The sequence below is a fragment of the Selenomonas ruminantium subsp. ruminantium ATCC 12561 genome, from assembly GCF_000424065.1.
Classification (GTDB): Bacteria; Bacillota; Negativicutes; order Selenomonadales; family Selenomonadaceae; genus Selenomonas_A; species Selenomonas_A ruminantium.
On the sequence record NZ_AUJE01000025.1, the window covers coordinates 42,394 to 59,497 of the forward strand.

General features: G+C 51.2%; 14 protein-coding genes. 2 read left to right on the plus strand and 12 right to left on the minus strand.

Going from position 1 to position 17,104, the window contains the following annotated elements; all coding sequences use genetic code 11:
* Window positions 1-6: 6 nt before the first annotated feature.
* The 4 genes from G598_RS0110150 to G598_RS0110165 form a co-directional block, all read right to left on the minus strand.
* Entirely contained in the window at window positions 7-2,121 is a 2,115-nt protein-coding gene (locus G598_RS0110150; protein ID WP_026766878.1) for a heavy metal translocating P-type ATPase, read from the minus strand.
* Complete coding sequence (locus G598_RS0110155; protein WP_026766879.1) at window positions 2,118-2,777, minus strand: HMA2 domain-containing protein; 660 nt, start codon at window positions 2,775-2,777, stop codon at window positions 2,118-2,120. The genes G598_RS0110150 and G598_RS0110155 overlap by 4 nt, the downstream gene beginning before the upstream one ends.
* A 3-nt stretch (window positions 2,778-2,780) precedes the next feature.
* Window positions 2,781-3,080: an HMA2 domain-containing protein gene (locus G598_RS0110160; RefSeq protein WP_026759543.1), complete on the minus strand. Its 300-nt coding sequence runs from the start codon at window positions 3,078-3,080 to the stop codon at window positions 2,781-2,783.
* A gap of 83 nt (window positions 3,081-3,163) precedes the next feature.
* Complete coding sequence (locus tag G598_RS0110165; protein WP_014423389.1) at window positions 3,164-3,373, minus strand: hypothetical protein; 210 nt, start codon at window positions 3,371-3,373, stop codon at window positions 3,164-3,166.
* A gap of 378 nt (window positions 3,374-3,751) precedes the next feature.
* On the opposite strand from G598_RS0110165, the gene G598_RS17670 reads away from it, so the two are divergent.
* On the plus strand, window positions 3,752-4,816 hold the full coding sequence (locus tag G598_RS17670; RefSeq protein ID WP_051180184.1) for a DHH family phosphoesterase: 1,065 nt from the start codon (window positions 3,752-3,754) through the stop codon (window positions 4,814-4,816).
* Window positions 4,817-4,956: 140 nt separating this feature from the next.
* Here the strand turns inward: G598_RS17670 and G598_RS0110175 are convergent, their stop codons facing one another.
* Genes G598_RS0110175 through G598_RS0110185 form a run of 3 tightly spaced genes read right to left on the minus strand, consistent with a single transcriptional unit; the run spans window position 4,957 to window position 9,540 of the window.
* A complete protein-coding gene (locus G598_RS0110175) occupies window positions 4,957-8,001 on the minus strand; it encodes an efflux RND transporter permease subunit (RefSeq protein WP_026766880.1) in 3,045 nt (1,014 codons plus the stop codon).
* Window positions 8,001-9,071 carry an efflux RND transporter periplasmic adaptor subunit gene (locus G598_RS0110180; RefSeq protein WP_026766881.1) on the minus strand — a complete coding sequence of 357 codons (1,071 nt, stop codon included), beginning with the start codon at window positions 9,069-9,071 and terminating at the stop codon, window positions 8,001-8,003. Before G598_RS0110180 ends, G598_RS0110175 begins: the two co-directional genes overlap by 1 nt.
* Window positions 9,058-9,540, minus strand: a complete 483-nt coding sequence (locus G598_RS0110185; protein ID WP_026766882.1) for a MarR family winged helix-turn-helix transcriptional regulator — start codon at window positions 9,538-9,540, stop codon at window positions 9,058-9,060. Before G598_RS0110185 ends, G598_RS0110180 begins: the two co-directional genes overlap by 14 nt.
* 251 nt (window positions 9,541-9,791) lie before the next feature.
* Here G598_RS0110185 and G598_RS0110190 point away from each other — a divergent pair, with 251 nt between their 5' ends.
* On the plus strand, window positions 9,792-10,631 hold the full coding sequence (locus G598_RS0110190; RefSeq protein WP_026766883.1) for a menaquinone biosynthetic enzyme MqnA/MqnD family protein: 840 nt from the start codon (window positions 9,792-9,794) through the stop codon (window positions 10,629-10,631).
* Here the strand turns inward: G598_RS0110190 and rsmH are convergent.
* From rsmH to mscL, 5 genes are all read right to left on the minus strand, one after another.
* On the minus strand, window positions 10,628-11,710 hold the full coding sequence (rsmH, locus tag G598_RS0110195) for a 16S rRNA (cytosine(1402)-N(4))-methyltransferase RsmH (RefSeq protein WP_211221552.1): 1,083 nt from the start codon (window positions 11,708-11,710) through the stop codon (window positions 10,628-10,630). The two genes, G598_RS0110190 and rsmH, sit on opposite strands and share 4 nt — an antisense overlap.
* A 302-nt stretch (window positions 11,711-12,012) precedes the next feature.
* On the minus strand, window positions 12,013-13,974 hold the full coding sequence (locus G598_RS0110200) for an alkyl/aryl-sulfatase (RefSeq protein WP_211221554.1): 1,962 nt from the start codon (window positions 13,972-13,974) through the stop codon (window positions 12,013-12,015).
* 124 nt (window positions 13,975-14,098) lie between these two features.
* Complete coding sequence (locus tag G598_RS0110205) at window positions 14,099-14,911, minus strand: Cof-type HAD-IIB family hydrolase (protein WP_026766886.1); 813 nt, start codon at window positions 14,909-14,911, stop codon at window positions 14,099-14,101.
* An 88-nt stretch (window positions 14,912-14,999) separates the two neighbouring features.
* A complete protein-coding gene (locus G598_RS0110210; RefSeq protein WP_026766887.1) occupies window positions 15,000-16,187 on the minus strand; it encodes a multidrug effflux MFS transporter in 1,188 nt (395 codons plus the stop codon).
* Between the two features lie 345 nt (window positions 16,188-16,532).
* A complete protein-coding gene (mscL, locus tag G598_RS0110215) occupies window positions 16,533-16,958 on the minus strand; it encodes a large conductance mechanosensitive channel protein MscL (RefSeq protein WP_026766888.1) in 426 nt (141 codons plus the stop codon).
* Window positions 16,959-17,104 lie beyond the last annotated feature (146 nt).

Consider the following 17,104-nt stretch of genomic DNA (forward strand, 5'->3'; position numbering starts at 1 on the left):
CCAGCGTTATGCTGCCCGGCGATTGCGAGCAAAGAAACCTTGCTTGCTGCTGTTCAATATCCGGCAGCTGTTAAGCACAACAGCCAGTGTAGCCGTATTATGAATCACGGCCGCCCAAAGCGGGCTGATTTTGCCCAAAGCGCCTAAAAGCATGGCCGAGGAATTGACCAGAATGGTGGCCATGAAGTTCTGATGCACCAATTCCATCGTACGGCGTCCGAGCTGCAGGGTTTCAATCAGACGTTCCGGGTCTTCGGAGTGAATGGTCACAGCCGAGGATTCGGCGGCGATATCCGTCTGCCGCCCGCCTAAGGACACGCCCACATCGGAGAAGGCCAGTGCCGGCGCATCGTTGATGCCATCGCCGACCATCATGACCGTACCACGCTGCTTGAGCTTGTTGACATAATGGCTCTTGTCCTCCGGCAGGATTTCTGCATGATAGGAGTCGATATCCATGTTATGGGCCACTTCGGCAGCTACTTCCTTGCTGTCACCCGTGAGCATGACAATTTCATCTACACCATGACGGCGCATCTGATTCAGCGTCTTTTTCATCTTCGGACGGATGGGGTCTTCGATGCCGATGACACCAACGAGTTCCTTATCGCGGGCTACATAGAGCAGATTCTTGAAGGCCAGACCGTCAGCCAGCCCCTGGGTATCCTCAATACCGTTTTCCCGCAGGAATTTCAGGCTGCCGACACGAATCAGGCCGCCCTTATACCCTTCAAAGTCAGGCACCTTGGCCTGCATGCCACGCGCCACAATGGTCTTGGAAGATGTATGCTGAGGAGACGTCCATTCCTGCGCCTCCACATATTTCTGAATGGCTACCGCCAGCGGATGAACGGAATGCTGCTCGGCGGAAGATGCCAAGAGAATCATTTCCTTTTCCTCTACGCCCTTAGCGGTTTTGACAAAGGCAATCTGTGGAATGCCTACCGTGAGCGTGCCGGTCTTATCGAGCACGACCGTATCGGTTTCGGCCAGGGCTTCGATATAGTTGCCGCCCTTGACGAGAATACCGCGCTTGGCCGCCGCACCGATGGCCGCCGACATCGCCGTAGCCGTGGACAGCTTGAGCCCGCAGGAGAAGTCGATAAACAGGAGGTTCAGTACGCGCTGCCAATCGCGGGTAGCACCATAGACGATACCTGCACCGATAAAGGAAACCGGCACGAGGAAATTAGCCATCTTGTCGGCAAAGTTCTGCACCGGTGCCTTGCGGTTTTGGGCTTCTTCCACCAAATGGACGATATGGGCAAGGCTCGTGTCCTTACCAACCTTTTCGACCTTGATAATCAGTTCACCGGCCTCAACCACACTGCCGGCATAAACAGGCGAATCCGTATGCTTCATGGCCGGATTGGATTCACCGGTAATGGAGGCCTGATTAACCGCGGCATCACCACTGATTACCCGGCCGTCCACGACGATTTTTTCACCGGTATGAGCCGCAATGGTATCGCCGACCTTGACCTGTTCCACGGGTACTTTGCGCTCGACCTCGCCTTCGACCAGCCATACATAACGCTGGTCAAGAGATAAAAGCCCTGAGATATGGGTGCGGGCCTTTTCGGCGGCATAGCTTGTGAGCATTTCTGCACCATTGGACAGCGCCAACAGCGTCAGACTGGATTCGGGCTTGCCCGCCAGCACCGAGGCGATAACGGCCGTAGCCGTCAGGGTATCGGCATTGGGCTGATGGTCTTTGACCACGCCGCTCACGCCGTTTTGGATAAACTTCCGGGCAATACCCAGCACCAGCAGGCTGCGCAAAATCTTGCTGCCAACAAAGAGCTGCGGCGAAGTGCGCTTTAAGACTTCCATCGCCGCAAAGCCCGCCAGGGAAATCACGGCATCCCGGCGGTATTCGGCCAGCCGTTCAGATGGCGTAATGGCCGCTTCCTGCAGACGCTTTACGGTTTCAATCAGCATTTTTTGGATTTCCTGCAGCTGATAAGCCGTCATCTGTCGTTTATACCAGATATGCACCTTGCGTTCATCCACCGTCACCGCGATGATATTGCGGTTGCGGCGGATTTTGGCGGCAAGCTTGGCCCGTTCTTCACGGTTCAGTGCCGCCTGCAGGTGAAAATAACAATTTCCGTACATCATACGGTACGCCACCCTCTCATTAAGGTCACGGCCCACCAGAGCATCTGCGAGCCTGACGGGTACTGCTTGGTAAGCATCATCTTTCTAAGACCACGAAGCAGGAACAACAGCGAAGCCAAAGAGCTCATATCGAACCAGCCACAGGTATGGTCCTTAATCCACTGGCTGAACGCCCGTGCCGTATTGCGAATGCTGCGCGTGATGCTGCCGGCATGGGCTTCACTGCTGGCCATAGCCGCCATCTTGCCAAAGCCGCGGCTGATTTTGTCTGCCACGCCACCAAAGAACTTGCGTTCCAGCCACTGCGCCAGCTGCTCCACATCCGCCTCATAGGCTTCATCGAACACCAGCAAAATGCTGCCGCTGACGGGATTTGCCTGCACGCTCTGCACATAGCTGAGCTTAATGAGCTGTTCTTCGAGCAGCTTAGATAGTTCCGGCGAAAGCTTGCTCACGCGATAACGGCGGCGTCCGGGCAGGCTCGACACCAGCTTAAAGGACGGCGCCAGGCAGACTGCTGCGGCCACTGTGCGCTGTACTTTGCGTAAAGGCATAGCAGCCGTGCCGCCCATCTTTGGTGCACCGCCACCTGCTACCATCTGGCGAATGCTCTTGCCGATAGCCGCCCCCATCATAAATCCAGATACATAAGACATTCGTTATTTCCTCCTTGCATGCGTCATAATATACTCTTCCACCTTGCGCAATTCTGCGTTGCGGCGGAGTCTTTCCGGCTCATAAAGGATTAATATGGAACCCGATGTGGTGTTGGTCTGCACGCTGTCAATCTCACCAAAAGCCAGCAGCTGGCTTTCGACTTCCGCAGCCAGACCGGCATTGCCAATGAGATTATTGCTATACAGGCGCACCCGTCCGGGCAGATAGGACGAGATATCCACAGAACGGATAAATAAATCCAGCTTATTGGTGGGGATTTGGATGTTTCCCAGCAAACTCAAAACAATTTCCTCCCTGCTGACAAGAAAAGACTGCCGCTAAAGTCAAGAGCGGCAGTCTCCTTTCTCGTCAAAAACGAATTATATTATTTAGCCTTTTTAGCTTCCTGAGCTGCGATTAAATCTTCGAGCTCTTCCTTCTGGCGCTGCAGTTCAGCAACCGGAAGTTCAGCAGCGGGAGCAGCCTGCTGCATAGCAGCCAGCTGAGCTTCACGCTCCTGCATGAAACGATAACCAAAGATACCAGCAACGGCACCTACAGCCAGACCAATCCAAAAATCAGTTTTCTGGAACATCGAATCCATCCTCCTTAACATAAAACAACATATAAACAGGGGCTATCCCCGCCTATTTCTTTCTTGGGCATCCTGTTTCCCCATTCTGCCATTGGAGAACAAAATCGATAATGTAGAAATATTATCAATTTCATTCCTAATCTTAGCAAAATCAAGGACTTTTGTCAATGAAAATACCCTTTACCAATTAATATTATAGGCAATCAATTGTTAAATTGTCAATATATTTAGCAAAATCAAGAATAATTATTACTCACAAAAGCAGGTGAATCCTGGCGGTCCCGCGAAATGTAAAATAAATCATTTCACCTGTCTAACACAAAAGAAAGGAACATCTCTATGCGAAAGAAAAATTATTCCGTTTTATGGGGTTGCGCTATGTTTTTTATCGGCTTGCTTCTTTGCTCTGCTCCGGTTGCAGGAGCTAACAATCGCCAGTCTAACATCAACTATCCTTCTTTTATGCAGGGCATTGACTATGGCAAAGGCGTAACCTATGTAGTGGGGCATAATCCTCCTGACTCCGACAGCGTATGCACAGCCATTGCTTATGCCAGCCTAAAACGACAGTTAGGAGTAAACGCAGAGGCACGGATTGCTAGTTTGCCCAATGCAGAAACGACCTACGCCCTAAATTATTTCGGCATCAGGGAACCGTTGCTGCTTGACGATGCCTCCGGCAAAAACATTATCCTGGTAGACCATAATAGTTTTGCCCAGGCGGTCAAAGGCATGGAGAAAGCCAATGTACTGGAAATCATCGACCATCACAATCTGATTGGTGATGTAAAAACTTCGGCCCCCGTTTATTACCGCAATATGCCTGTCGGCTGCACCTCCACCATTATTTGGCTTGAATATCAGGAAGCCAATGTTCCCATAACCAGAGAGATTGCCGGCATGATGCTCTCCGCGATACTATCCGATACCGATAATCTGCAAAGCTCCACGACCACGGATTTGGACAGACAGGCTGTTGCCGATTTAGAAAAAAAAGCGGGCATTAAGAACAGAAATGCCTATTTCCTCGCAATGGAAGAAGAATTGGCCGCCTATAAGGATATGTCGGACCAGGAAATTTTCTATTCCGACTACAAGGAATTCACCATAAACGGCATCTCCTACGGCTGTGCTACGGTCGTTGCCCTGACCCCTGAAAAAAGGATTGCCTTAGAGAAACGGCTTAGCGAATGGATAGCGAAAAATTATGCATCGCAAAAAATGGATATGCTTTTCTTAAAAATTCACGACCTGGAAACCTACGCCGCAACGCTATCCTGCTATGGTGACGGCGCTTTAGAATGTGCCACCCACGCATTCGGCAAAGCAGAAGCAAACCGAATTTCCCTTGATAAGAATATGTCCCGGAAAAAGGTAGTCCGTCTCCTTCAACCACAAGTAGCCAATTGGGCAGCCAACAAAGCTAAAAACAAAGCCGCATAACCACCAATCAAGACTTACAATGCAAACACTAAGCCCGGCGGCTGATGATGCTTTTCCATAGCTTTTGACAAGCCTGTCTATGGCGAAGGAAAAGTATTATCAGCCGCCGGGCGTCTTAGTACTTCTTTACAACTATGTAATTATTTATTCTCAACCTTATAAGCCACCGCATACATGGTAGGCAGCACCAAGAGTGTCAACACAGTAGCTACCAGCAGTCCGCTGGAAATCGCCACCGCCATCGGCCCCCAGAAGGAGCTTGCCATCAGCGGAATCATGCCGAGGATGGCCGCTGCCGCGGTCAGCATAATGGGACGGAAGCGCAAAACAGCCGAATCCACCACGGCATCATAGGGGCTTTCGCCGTCTGCGATATGCTTCTTTATCTGGTCGATAAGGATAACCGAGTTGCGGATAATCATGCCAAAGAGCGCCAGTATCCCCAGTTCCGCCACAAAGCCCATGGCCGAATCGGTAATCAGCATGCCCCAGACCACGCCGATAAGGCCTAGCGGCGCCGTGAGCAGGGTCAATAACATCTGCTTGCCGCTGTCGAGCTGGAACATCAGCAGGGTCATGATGACAAAAAGCATCGCAGGAATCGGAATCAACAGATACCCCAGCGAATTATTGCTGTTCTCCAGTGCCCCTGCCGGTTCGATATTACAACCCAAGGGCAAATCTTCCCGCAGTTGCTTCGTTGCCTCATACGCCTTCTGCGTTGCATCATTGGCCGTACCGCTATGGATATCGGCCTGCACCGTAATGGTGGGCATCAAATTGCGCCGCTTGATCAAACCATCTTCAGCACCATAGGAAATTTTGGCAATCTGCTCCAAGGGCACATAACCGGCATTGCCCAGATAAATGGGCAGGCTGCCGAGCTTGCCTAAATCCTCTCGGTCGGCTACCGCCAGACGCAGGGTGATATCGAGCGTCCGGTCGCCGGTGTAGAACTGCGCCGCCGTTGCGCCGGTGACCTCCGTGTAAATCATCTGCTTTACCGCCTGTGCACTAAGCCCCATGGCTCGCAGCTTGTCCTGGTCAAGTTCCAGCTTGACGACCTTGCTCTTTTCATTCCAATCCAGATTCACATTGTAGTTGTTGCTGTCAGCCGCCACAATGTCAGCTACTCTGTGCGCCAATTCCTTAGTCTGCTCGGTGCTGTAGCCCGTCACACGGAGCATCACCGGATAATCCGCCGGCGGGCCGGTCTGGATATACTGGATTTTTGCCCGCACATCGGAAAATTCCTCGTTAAAGGCCGTTTGCAGTTCGGCGGCCAGCTTTTCGCGTGCCTGCACATCCTTGGCCACCAGTACAAAATGGGTGACATTATCCGTCTCGGCCTTCGGGTCAACGGTCAGCACAAAGCGAGGTGTATAACGGCCTACATAATAGGCATAGTTTTCGAGTAAATCCTGCCGTTCCTGCAAAAATGCGGACATACGGGCAGCCACTTCCTGCGAAGCCGCCTTGGACGAACCTTCCGGCAGTTTGAGTTCCATCAGCACTTCCGGTCTGGTGGACGTGGGGAAAAATTCCTGACGGATATGCGGCATCATCAGCAGCGACACCACAAAGAGCGCGACGGTCCCCAACAGCACGGCCTGCCGATGGCTCAAAAACCAACGCAAAACCTTGCGGAACTCCACATAAAAGCGGCTCTGATAGGGATTGATTTCCCCTTGGGCATCGGTTTTCGGCTTTACGCGAATCATATAGGTGCCCAAAAGCGGGGCAACCATGACCGACACCACCCACGAGAGCACCAGCGCAATGCCAATAACGGGGAACAAGGCATTACAGAACTCACTGGCCATGCCCTTGGAAAACGCCACGGGAATAAAGCCCGCGCAGGTGATAAGCGTCCCCGTCAGCATGGGCTTGGCGGTAGCCTTAAAGGCAAAGCACGCCGCCTCAAAGCGTGAGAGCCCCGCCTCAAGTTTTACACTCATCATCTCCACGGCGATAATGGCATCATCAACGAGCAGGCCCAAAGCAATAATCAGCGCACCCAAGGATACCTTGTGCAAATCAATCCCCAACAAATACATGGAGATAAACACACCACAGAGCACCAACGGGATACAGCAGGCCACCACCATACCGGTGCGAACGCCCAAGGACAAGAAGCTAACCGCCAACACAATCACAATCGCTTCCATCAGCGTCTTGATAAACTCGTTGATGGAGGATTTGACCACTTCCGACTGATTGGCCACCTGACGGATTTCTACACCTGCGGGAACTTCGGCCTGTACAGCTGCAACCTGTTTTTTTAAGTTTTCGCCGAGGTCAAGGATATTGCCCCCATCTTCCATGGATACGGCAATGCCCACAGCCGGTTCGCCATCAAAGAACATCTTATTATCGGCCGGGTCGCTGAACTTACGGCTGACTTTGGCAATATCGCCCAGACGGAAGTTGCGGCCATTCACGCTGATGGGCATTTCCTCCACGGCTTTTACATCAGCAAACTGACCAGTGAGGCGCAGGTAGACATTGGAAGAATCCGTATCCACCATCGCCGCTGCCGTCATTTCATTCTGCGTCTTTAAGGCATTAGAAATCACCTGTGGACTGATACCCAGCTCCGAAAGTTTCATGGTATCGAGTTCCACATAGATTTTTTCCTTCTGCTCCCCGATAAGCTCTACTTTTTGCACACTGGGAACACTCAAGAGCAAGCGGCGGGTCTTTTCCGCATACTGCCGCAATTCCTCGTAGTTATAGCCATCGCCGGTCACGGCATAAATCGTGCCGTATACATCATCAAAGCGGTCATTGTAATAAGGGCCGTATACACCCTCCGGCAGATTGCGTTTGATATCCTCGCAGAAATTGCGCACATCACGCCAGGTCGGACGAATATCTGCCTTGGCAATGGTATCGTCCAGTTCCACATAGATTACCGTCTGCCCCGGACGATTTTCGCTTTTGATTGCTTTCAGATGCGGCGTATCCTGCAGGCGTTTTTCCAGCTTGTCCGTGACCTGCTCCTGCATTTCCTCCGCCGTAGCGCCCGGCCAGGCCGCCGTCACGACCATCTGCCGGATGGTGAACTGCGGGTCTTCCATGCGCCCCAGCTGGAAATAAGACAAGATACCGCCAATGGCCGTTATGATGATAAAATACCAGACCAGCGTCCGGTTCTTGAGACTGACTTCTGTAAGATTCCGCATCAGTCCGCCTCCGTCCGTACCGTCTGCCCCTCATGGAGCTTATGAACGCCGGCCGTAACCACCAAGTCGCCCACATTAAGTCCTGTTACCTGCACCTTGTCATCGCCAAGATTTTCCACGGCAACGGCTTTAGCGGTCAACGTGTTATCATCGCCTACGACCCAGACCTGTGGCGTATCGCCATCCTGGAAAATGGCCGACAATGGCAGCACAGCGCCGCCCGCTTCATTACCATCTCCCTTGATGTCCACACTGGCGGTCATGCCCAGCTGCATACCTGCCGGCGGTTCCGGCAGAGAAACGCGCACCTTATAGGTACGGGTTGTACTGTCTGCCATCGGCGAAATCTCCCGAATGGTGCCGTCTGCCCGTCCCTTCAACGCCCAGAAATTCACCGATACAGGCATGCCCAGGGACAGCTCGCTGACCTTATTTTCCGGCACAGCGATTTCCACTTCCATTTCGCCATTCTGCACCAGGGTCAACACCGTTTGTCCGGCAGCGACCACTTGACCTTCTTCCGCCGAAATCGCCGAAACCACGCCATTAGCCCCTGCCACAAGGTTGGTGTAGCCCAAGGCATTATGCCCCTGCTTTTGCTGGGCATAAGCGCTGCGATAAGCCGCGAAGGCCGCATCGTAGTTGGTCTGATACTGGTCAAGGGTTGCTCGGGATACCGCATTTTCCTCAAACAGCTGGGTATAGCGTTCGAGATTCTTTTCAGCCAGTTCCAGCTGCGCTCTAGCCGATGCCACCTGCGCATCGCCCTGATTGGATTGCTGCAGGACATCACGGGCATCAATGACCATCAGCACATCGCCAGCCCGCACGCGGCTGCCCGCCTGCACATTGCGGGAGATAATCTGTCCGCCTACCTGAAAGGCCATATTGGTTTCATAACGGCCCTTGACGATACCGGAATAGTTGCCGCTTTGCTCACTGCTCCCGATGCCGGCCTGCTGTGTTTTCACCAGCACCGGTTTATCCGTAATCGCCTCCTTATGGCCGCAGCCACTTACCAAAACCACACCGGACAGCAGAAGCGCCGCTAAAAACTTAAAGTTTTTCACGCACAGCGCCCCCTGTCGGTAATTTTTTGGCCAACTCTACCAAATCTGCATCACAAGCCCTGTCCACCAGCTTATGGAAACCATTGAACAGTTCCTTGGCCTCATCCTTATCCATATCTTCCACCAAATAATCAATCCAACCCTGAATGACATTGCGCAGATAATCATGCTGCTGACGGCCATACTCGGTGAGATAGATATGACGGATACGCCGGTCTACCGTATCCGCCTCACGATAGATAAAGCCTTTCTTGACCAACAGATTGATGGTACGGGTCACCACTGCTTTATCGAGATAGAGCATGGCTGCCAAATCATCCTGCTTGGCGCCTTCCTTATCGTAAAGGCGAATCAGCATACTATACTCCGAAAAGGTCAGGCCAAACTGCTGGCAGGCCTCTACAACAAAGAGCTGTGAACGGCGGTGCAGAATGGAGAACCAACGCCCCCAGTTTACGTATTCATCCATTTTATAAATCCCCCTTAAAATACTAAGTTGATTCTATCAATTAATTTTACCCCCAAAAATGCTAGAAGTCAATCGCAAACGGCGTTATAACGAGGCAAGAATATCAAAACAGACAGCAAACATATTTCCCGCCTCGTTGCGAAGCGAAGCTAGTCCTTTAGGGAAACGCCAAGAGGAAGTTTTGCCTATAGCAAAACTAGAACAACGGCGTTATAATGAAAAGGAAGTCTTTGCATTTAGGAGGAACATCTATGACCTGTCCCCGCGTTGGGCATATTGATTTTTTGAACGTTCTGCCCCTTTCCTACAGCTATAATCATGGCGCCGCCCAGGGGCTTTCCATAACGCGCGGCGTACCTGCCGTGCTGAACAATGACATCATCAACGGGCGCCTGGACATGAGCAACACCTCGTCCATCATCTTCGCCCGCCACAGCGAAAAATTAGTGATTCTTCCCGATGTCTGCATCAGCACCGATGGTCCTGTGCAGAGCATCCTGCTGATTTCCAAAAAGCCCATCGAAAGCCTTAAGGATGATAAAATCATCCTCACAGCCAAGAGTGCGACCTCGCATTGCCTCTTAAAAATCATCCTACGCAGTTACGGTGCCATTCCCAACTACTATGTGCGCCATGTCGGCCCGGATAAGCCCATACCCGACGATGCCACAGCCTCCCTTTTAATCGGCGATGATGCCCTTTGGTGCTATCATCACCGCGAAGAAGGCCTTTACTACTACGATTTAGGCCAGGAATGGCAGGAACTCACCGGCCAGAAGATGGTCTATGCTCTTTGGGTCGTAAACCGGGACTTTGCCGAAAATAATCCGGAAATGCTGCAACTTATCTACGACCGTGTAACCAAGGCCTTCCGCAGATATCCCGAACAAAAGGACAAAATCATCAGCTCGGTGCTGGATGACAAGCCCTTCACCTATGAACAATTGGACAGCTACCTTTACAACACCATCAAATGGGATTTAACCGAGGAATACAAAAAAGGGCTGGAGACATTCTATGCTCTAGCCCATAATATGAATTTAATTGAACATATCCCTGAACTGCATTTCGCCAAGGTCCGTAAAAATTAAGCCTTTATTGCCCACCTGATTTTCGTGGAATGTGCCCGGCTGTTGCGGTAGCATTCCTCCTTGGACGGACGGATAACTTCCTGCGAAATCTCGCGGTAGATGCCCTGCTGGAAGAAATTCTTAAAGGCTTTCTTCACAATCCTGTCCTCGCCGGAATGGAAGGTCAGAATAGCCGCCCTGCCGCCAGACTTTAACGCCTGCGGCAGTTTTTCCATAAATTCATAGAGAACTTCATACTCGTGATTGATATCGATGCGCAGTGCCTGGAACACCCGGGCGCTGCTTTTTTTGATAAGTTCTTCCCGCGCAAGTGCCTGTTTCTTCGTGCTGTAGCCTGCCCGCTCCTTCATCTCAGAGGGCAGTTCCACCTTCGCCAAAGCCTTGGCCACCTCGTCATAAAGCTCCCGCGTGGTCTTGATTGGCCAGCGGCGGCGGGTAATCTGCCGGGCAATCTCGGCCGCATAAGGTTCATCTGCATTTTCCTGCAACATGCCCATAAGTTCTTCCTTGGAAATATCCGCCAGCCTTTCTGCAGCCGTAATCCCCGCTTCAGGATTCAGCCGCAAATCGAGCGGCCCATCACTCTTGAAGGTAAACCCCCGCTCGGGGTTATCAATCTGCATGGAGGACACGCCCAAATCCGCCAGCACGAAATCAAAACCGCCGACTTCCTGCGCCAGTTCATCAATCTGACAGAAATTCATATTCCGCAGCTGCCAGATTTCCTCACCAAATCCTTTCTCGCGGATGCGGGCTTCCGTTTTCTTCGACTCAATCGGGTCAATATCCCCGCTGTAAAGCCGCCCCTGCCCGGCAAGTTTTTCCAGCATGGCCAGCGTATGCCCGCCATAGCCCAATGTGCCATCAAAGCCCTGCTCACCGGGCTGAATGGCCAGCACATCCAGAATCTCCTCCACCATAATGGGAATATGCATGCCCGCCGGTGTGTTGCCCTTAGCGATAACATGCGCCACTTCCGCCCCATACTTTTCCGGGTTAAGTTCCTTATACTTCTCCGCAAAGTGCCGGGGATACTTGCCGCTGTAATGTATACGGCGCTTATGTTTCTGTTCTTCCATTATCGTTCCTCTATCTAAATCCATTCAATTATTTGTGTAACTAATATATCACAGCCACGCATACAGAACAATCTTTTTTCACTTTGCCTACAGTCGAGCCGCAATGCCCTCCCAAGGGCGAGCGGGGCTTTATTTGCTGCCCGGAGCGATTGCCGCAGGCTGGCGCCAAAACGAAAAGCCCCGGACACCACGCTGCAAGCCGCGACGTGGTAACCGGAGCATCCCGCTAAGTTAACGGCATAGACGAAGGCGCCATTTAGCGCAGGCCAGCAAATAAAGTCCCGCTCGCCACATCGCACGCACTAAGGTTCAATGATATTAAAGAATGCCTTCGTCACCGTAATCGCATCCGAGAACCGATTGAGCAGACTCTTATCCCCTTCCTGCCGAATCAATTTCGCCTGTTTTTCCTTATCCTTACTGAGCAGGGTAAACAATCCATCCTTCGGCATCCGCCAGACTGCATCCGGATTCTTTGTTTCCTCACCTTTCTGATAGAGCAGAACCCCTGAACGAATCTTCAGCAGATATTTTTCCCCTGTATCCGTCAGATGAAGATTTACATCAAAATTCAAATCATGCGCCTTATCCGTATCCAGCATAATCCCCAAATCGTCCAGCATCATGGACGAATCCATTTTGCGGCGGATATCCGGGCTTGGCGGCGGCGTGCGGTTGGGGTCGAACTTACTGCCCTCCCGCAATTCCTTGGCGCCTGACAAATACACATTGCGCCAGGTGCCGGATTCCGCCTGATAGGCCAGCTGTTCCAATGCATCCGCGCAGAGATTGCGCGCCTCCTGATTCTTGGGGTCAGCAAAGACCAGCTGATTGGTAATTTCTGCCACCCACTGATACTCTCCTTTGGCAAAATCCTGCCGTGCTTTTTCCAGCACAGCCTGCGGATCACCCAGATACTCTGCATATTTCTTCGCACTTACCGCAGGCGGCAAGGCATTCAGATTCACCGGATTGGCATCATACCAGCCCATGTACTTTTCATACACGGCCTTGGCATTATGGGGAACCGTACCATAATACTGACGGGTATACCAGACCTTTTCCAGCGCTGGCGGCAAATGGATAGCATGGGCAATTTCATTTTCCGTCATACCCCGATTCAGATAGAGCAGGGACTGGTCATGGATAAACTGATAAATCAGCGCCGTATTCGTGATGTACTCCTTAATATACGCATTTCCCCAATGAGGCCAGTTATGCGCCTGAAAGACCACCTGTGCCTTGTCGCCATAGCGGCTTAGGGATTCCATCAAATAATGCGACCACTTGTTGCCATCGCGCACCTCTGCGCCCCTCAGGGTATAGAGATTGTGCAGTGTGCCCGTACAGTTTTCCGCCATCCACAGCGCGTTCTTTTGCGGGAACCAGGTATTCATTTCGGCAGGAGCCTCAGTGCCCGGTGTCAGCTGAAATTCCATCTCCACACCATCAATCTTGAGCTTTTCGCCTGTGCGCTTAATGTTTACAGTCGGCGAAAGATAGGAAATCTGGCCGACGGACTGCCCCATGCCGATGCCAATGGACAGCCGCCCCTCAGGCCCCGGGTCCAGCAGCGTCCCATATTGATAAGAAGCCCGGCGGCCCATAGCGGCTCCGGCATAGACATTTTCACTGACGGCATGCTCCTCAAAGCCTTCCGGCGCAATAATGGGTACTTTGTCCGCCTCCGAAACAACGCCCCGCACTCCGCCGTAGTGGTCCACATGCGAATGACTGTAGATGACCGCTTTCACCGGACGCTTGCCAAAGTGCTTTTCCACCAGCGCTTTAGCAGCCTGACTGCACTCCACCGTCATCAGCGGATCAAAGACTATCCAGCCGGTATCTCCCCGGACAAAAGTGATATTGGACATATCATAACCGCGTACCTGATAGATGCCATCCATAACTTCAAAGAGCCCGCAGACATGATTGTTCTGTGCATTGCGCCACAAGCTGGGATTGGCCGTATCCGGCGCTTTATTTTTCAAAAAATCATAAGCGGCCTGACTCCATACTACTCTGCCATTGGCATCTTTGATTTCCAGCGCTTGCAGTGCTTCAATCAGGCCCTTCTCGGCAAACTTTCGTTCCTGTTCATCGGAGAAGTCCAACTGGTGGTAAACCCGCTGATTCGCCGCGGCCGTGTAGGAAGAAGCCGGCGCAGCCGCACACCAGCCAGCCGGCGCCAGACTGACCGCTATCGCCGCAGCTAAAGCAGCCGCTGTCCTGCGTGCACAACTCCTGCTAATCATTTTTTTCATCGTTCCAACCTCTTTTCTCTAAAAGATTATCAAACACATCTGTCGACAACTTTCGCTCTAACCCCTAAAAATCCTGCCAAATAAACATAAAAAAAACCTTCCGCACCGGGAAGGCTTTTCGTCATCAAATATCAAAATGTCTGGCCAATGTTACGGCAATGCCGTCTTCATTATTCGTTGCCGTAATCTCATCGGCCATAGCTTTGAGCTCATCGCAGGCATTGCCCATGGCCACGCCATAACCAGCAAAATCCAGCATGCTCATATCGTTCTGCGCATCGCCAAAGGCCATGACTTCCGCCGGCGCAATGCCCAGACGCTTGCATGCCTGGTCTAAGGCACTGTTCTTGCTGACGCCCTTGACCGTACCCTCATAGAACCACGGCGCCGACTGCACGAAGGACAGTCTATCCTCAAAGCCGCGGCGAATATCGGCAAGATGCGGTACAAGGATTTCATTCGGTGCCGCCGTCAGAATCTTGACCGGCGCAAAATCCACCGCATCAGCAATATTGTCCACGATTTTGACTTGCAGATTGTTGTTGCGGCTCTCGTCCATAACCTTGTGACGGCTGGCATCTGTAGTGTAGATAAACTCGCCATCATCCACAATCGGGGAAAGCTCCGGCCATTGCTCCAAATGACGCAGGAAATCCACTGCCGTTGCATTATCAATGGCACTGTCAAAGAGGATTTTTCCCGTAGTTGCATCCTGAATCCGGCCGCCATTATAGGAAATCCGCAGACCATGATAATCTTCCAAATGCAGAGCATCTGCCTCCCGCTGCAATCCCGGTGCCTGACGACCAGATACCAGTGCCACAATAACGCCCTGCTCCTGCACAGCCATCAAGGCATCACGCGTACGCGGCGTAATGACTTTTTCATCATTATTGAGCGTACCATCCAAATCCAAAGCAATCATCTTATATTCCATGCGAAACTATCCTTTCCTCAATCAAAAACAACACCATCAATATAACATAAAGCCCATCAGCAGTTCAATATGCTGACAGGCTTTATTTTTAGTCTCGATGTTCCGGCGCTATCATCATACGAAAGACCACATACCCCAAGCCATAACCGCTTAACATAATCACGCACATGGGAATCGCGGTATTTTCCCCGGCAATCCCTACCAAAGGCATCATGCAACCGCCCAATATCATGGAAAAAAAGCCAATCAATGCACTGGCACTACCGGCATTTTTCCCCTGACGGGAGAGCGCCAGTGAAAAGCTGGCTGCCCCCAGCACCGACAGCGGCACAATGGTCAAGAACAGCACCGGCAGAATAACCACCATACCCATTCCTGTCGAGAACGCCAACAGCAACAGCACGGAACCGATTAGCGGCACCAACAGGGAAATATGCAGCATCTTCACATCAGCCACACGCCCCGCCAGCCGTGCCGGCAAAGCTCCCGAAAATAGCAGACCTGCACCGATGCCGCCAAAAATCAGACTGAACATCTGCGGCGAAACCTGAAAGATGTTTTGAAAGACAAAGGACGAACCCGCAAGATACGAAAAGAACGCTCCAAATACAAAGCACTGCACCAGACAATGCCCCAGGAAATACCGATTTTTGAGCAGCATGGGGAACTTGGCAAAAGACTCCCGCAGGCCTGCCAGTCGATGGTCTTTCGGCAAGGTTTCCTTGTAGATAAGCGTAGCGATAAGCTGAAAAATTCCTATTGCCACCAGCACTACGAATACGCCCCGCCAACTCGTGTACAATAGTATCTGCCCACCGATAACTGGCGCAATAATCGGCGCCAGCCCATTGACCATCATGAGCATCGCAAAAAACTTGGTCAGTTCCGGCCCCTGGCATACATCACGGGCAATCGCCTTGGCAATCACAATGCCGCTGGCTCCTGCAAAACCCGAAATAAACCGGAAAAACAGAAACACCATAATATCCTGCGCCCATACACAGCCTACGGTCGACAGCGTAAAAACGACCATGCCTGCGGTCAAGGGCCATTTTCGCCCATAGCGGTCACTTATCGGGCCGGCAAAAATCTGCCCTAATGCCATGCCAATCATGGTCATCGTCAACGTCATCTGCGCCAAAGATGCCGTAATACCAAAATCCACCTGTACAGTGGGCAAGGCAGGAAGATACATATCCGTTGCCAAAGGTGCCATCGCAGTCATCAATCCGAGAAATATCGTCAGCCACAGTTGCTTTCCTTTAGACATTGCCATATATTTTAAAACCTCCTTTGAGTTCGATAGAGAGCTATTATAACCGGATTTAATTAGAAACGGATTAAAAACCACAATAAATAATGCCACTCATCTCCACATAAAGTTATCCACAATCGTCAGAAAAATTATAATTTCCCCGCTAGCTTAAATCTTATACTTATCCACATTGTGCACAGTTTTTCTGTGGATATTGTGGATAAGTATACTCTTTTTTGAAAAAATCCTGAAAAACAGCCCCTAAAAGCAACCTTCATCTACATTTCTCTGTGGATAACCTTGTGGAAAATAAAAAGAGTCTTACGACATAATTTATCGTAAGGCTCCTATAAAACGATAAAAAGATTAAAGTGCCGATGTGCAATGCGGGCATTTTGTTGCCTCATCCGGAATTTCCGTCTTACAATAGGGGCAAAGGCGCGGCTCTTTCGGTTCTTCCTTCTTCGGCATGATGCGATTTACCTGCTTAATCAGCATAAAGATGGCAAAGGCAATAATCAGGAAATCAATAACAGCATTGAGGAAAGAACCATAGGCGATAACCGGCAGCCCTGCAGCCTTGGCTTCAGCCAGCGTTGTTGCAGGTGTAGCAGACAGATTGATAAACAAATTGGAGAAATCCACTTGCCCCAAAATGAGACCAATCGGCGGCATTAAAATGTCATTGACAAAGGAGGTAACAATCTTGCCAAAGGCAGCACCAATGATGATACCTACAGCCATGTCCAAAACATTTCCCCGCATGATAAACTTCTTAAATTCTTCAATCATAGATAATCCCCCTCCTGAAAAAAAATAAGAAATAACACCAACGCTAGTATAACATAAAAAAAAGCTTCCGTCACGCGGAAGCTTTCACGTTCAACTGGCAACGCCCTATCCTCCCAGTCCGTCTCCAGACAAGTACTTTCGGCGTA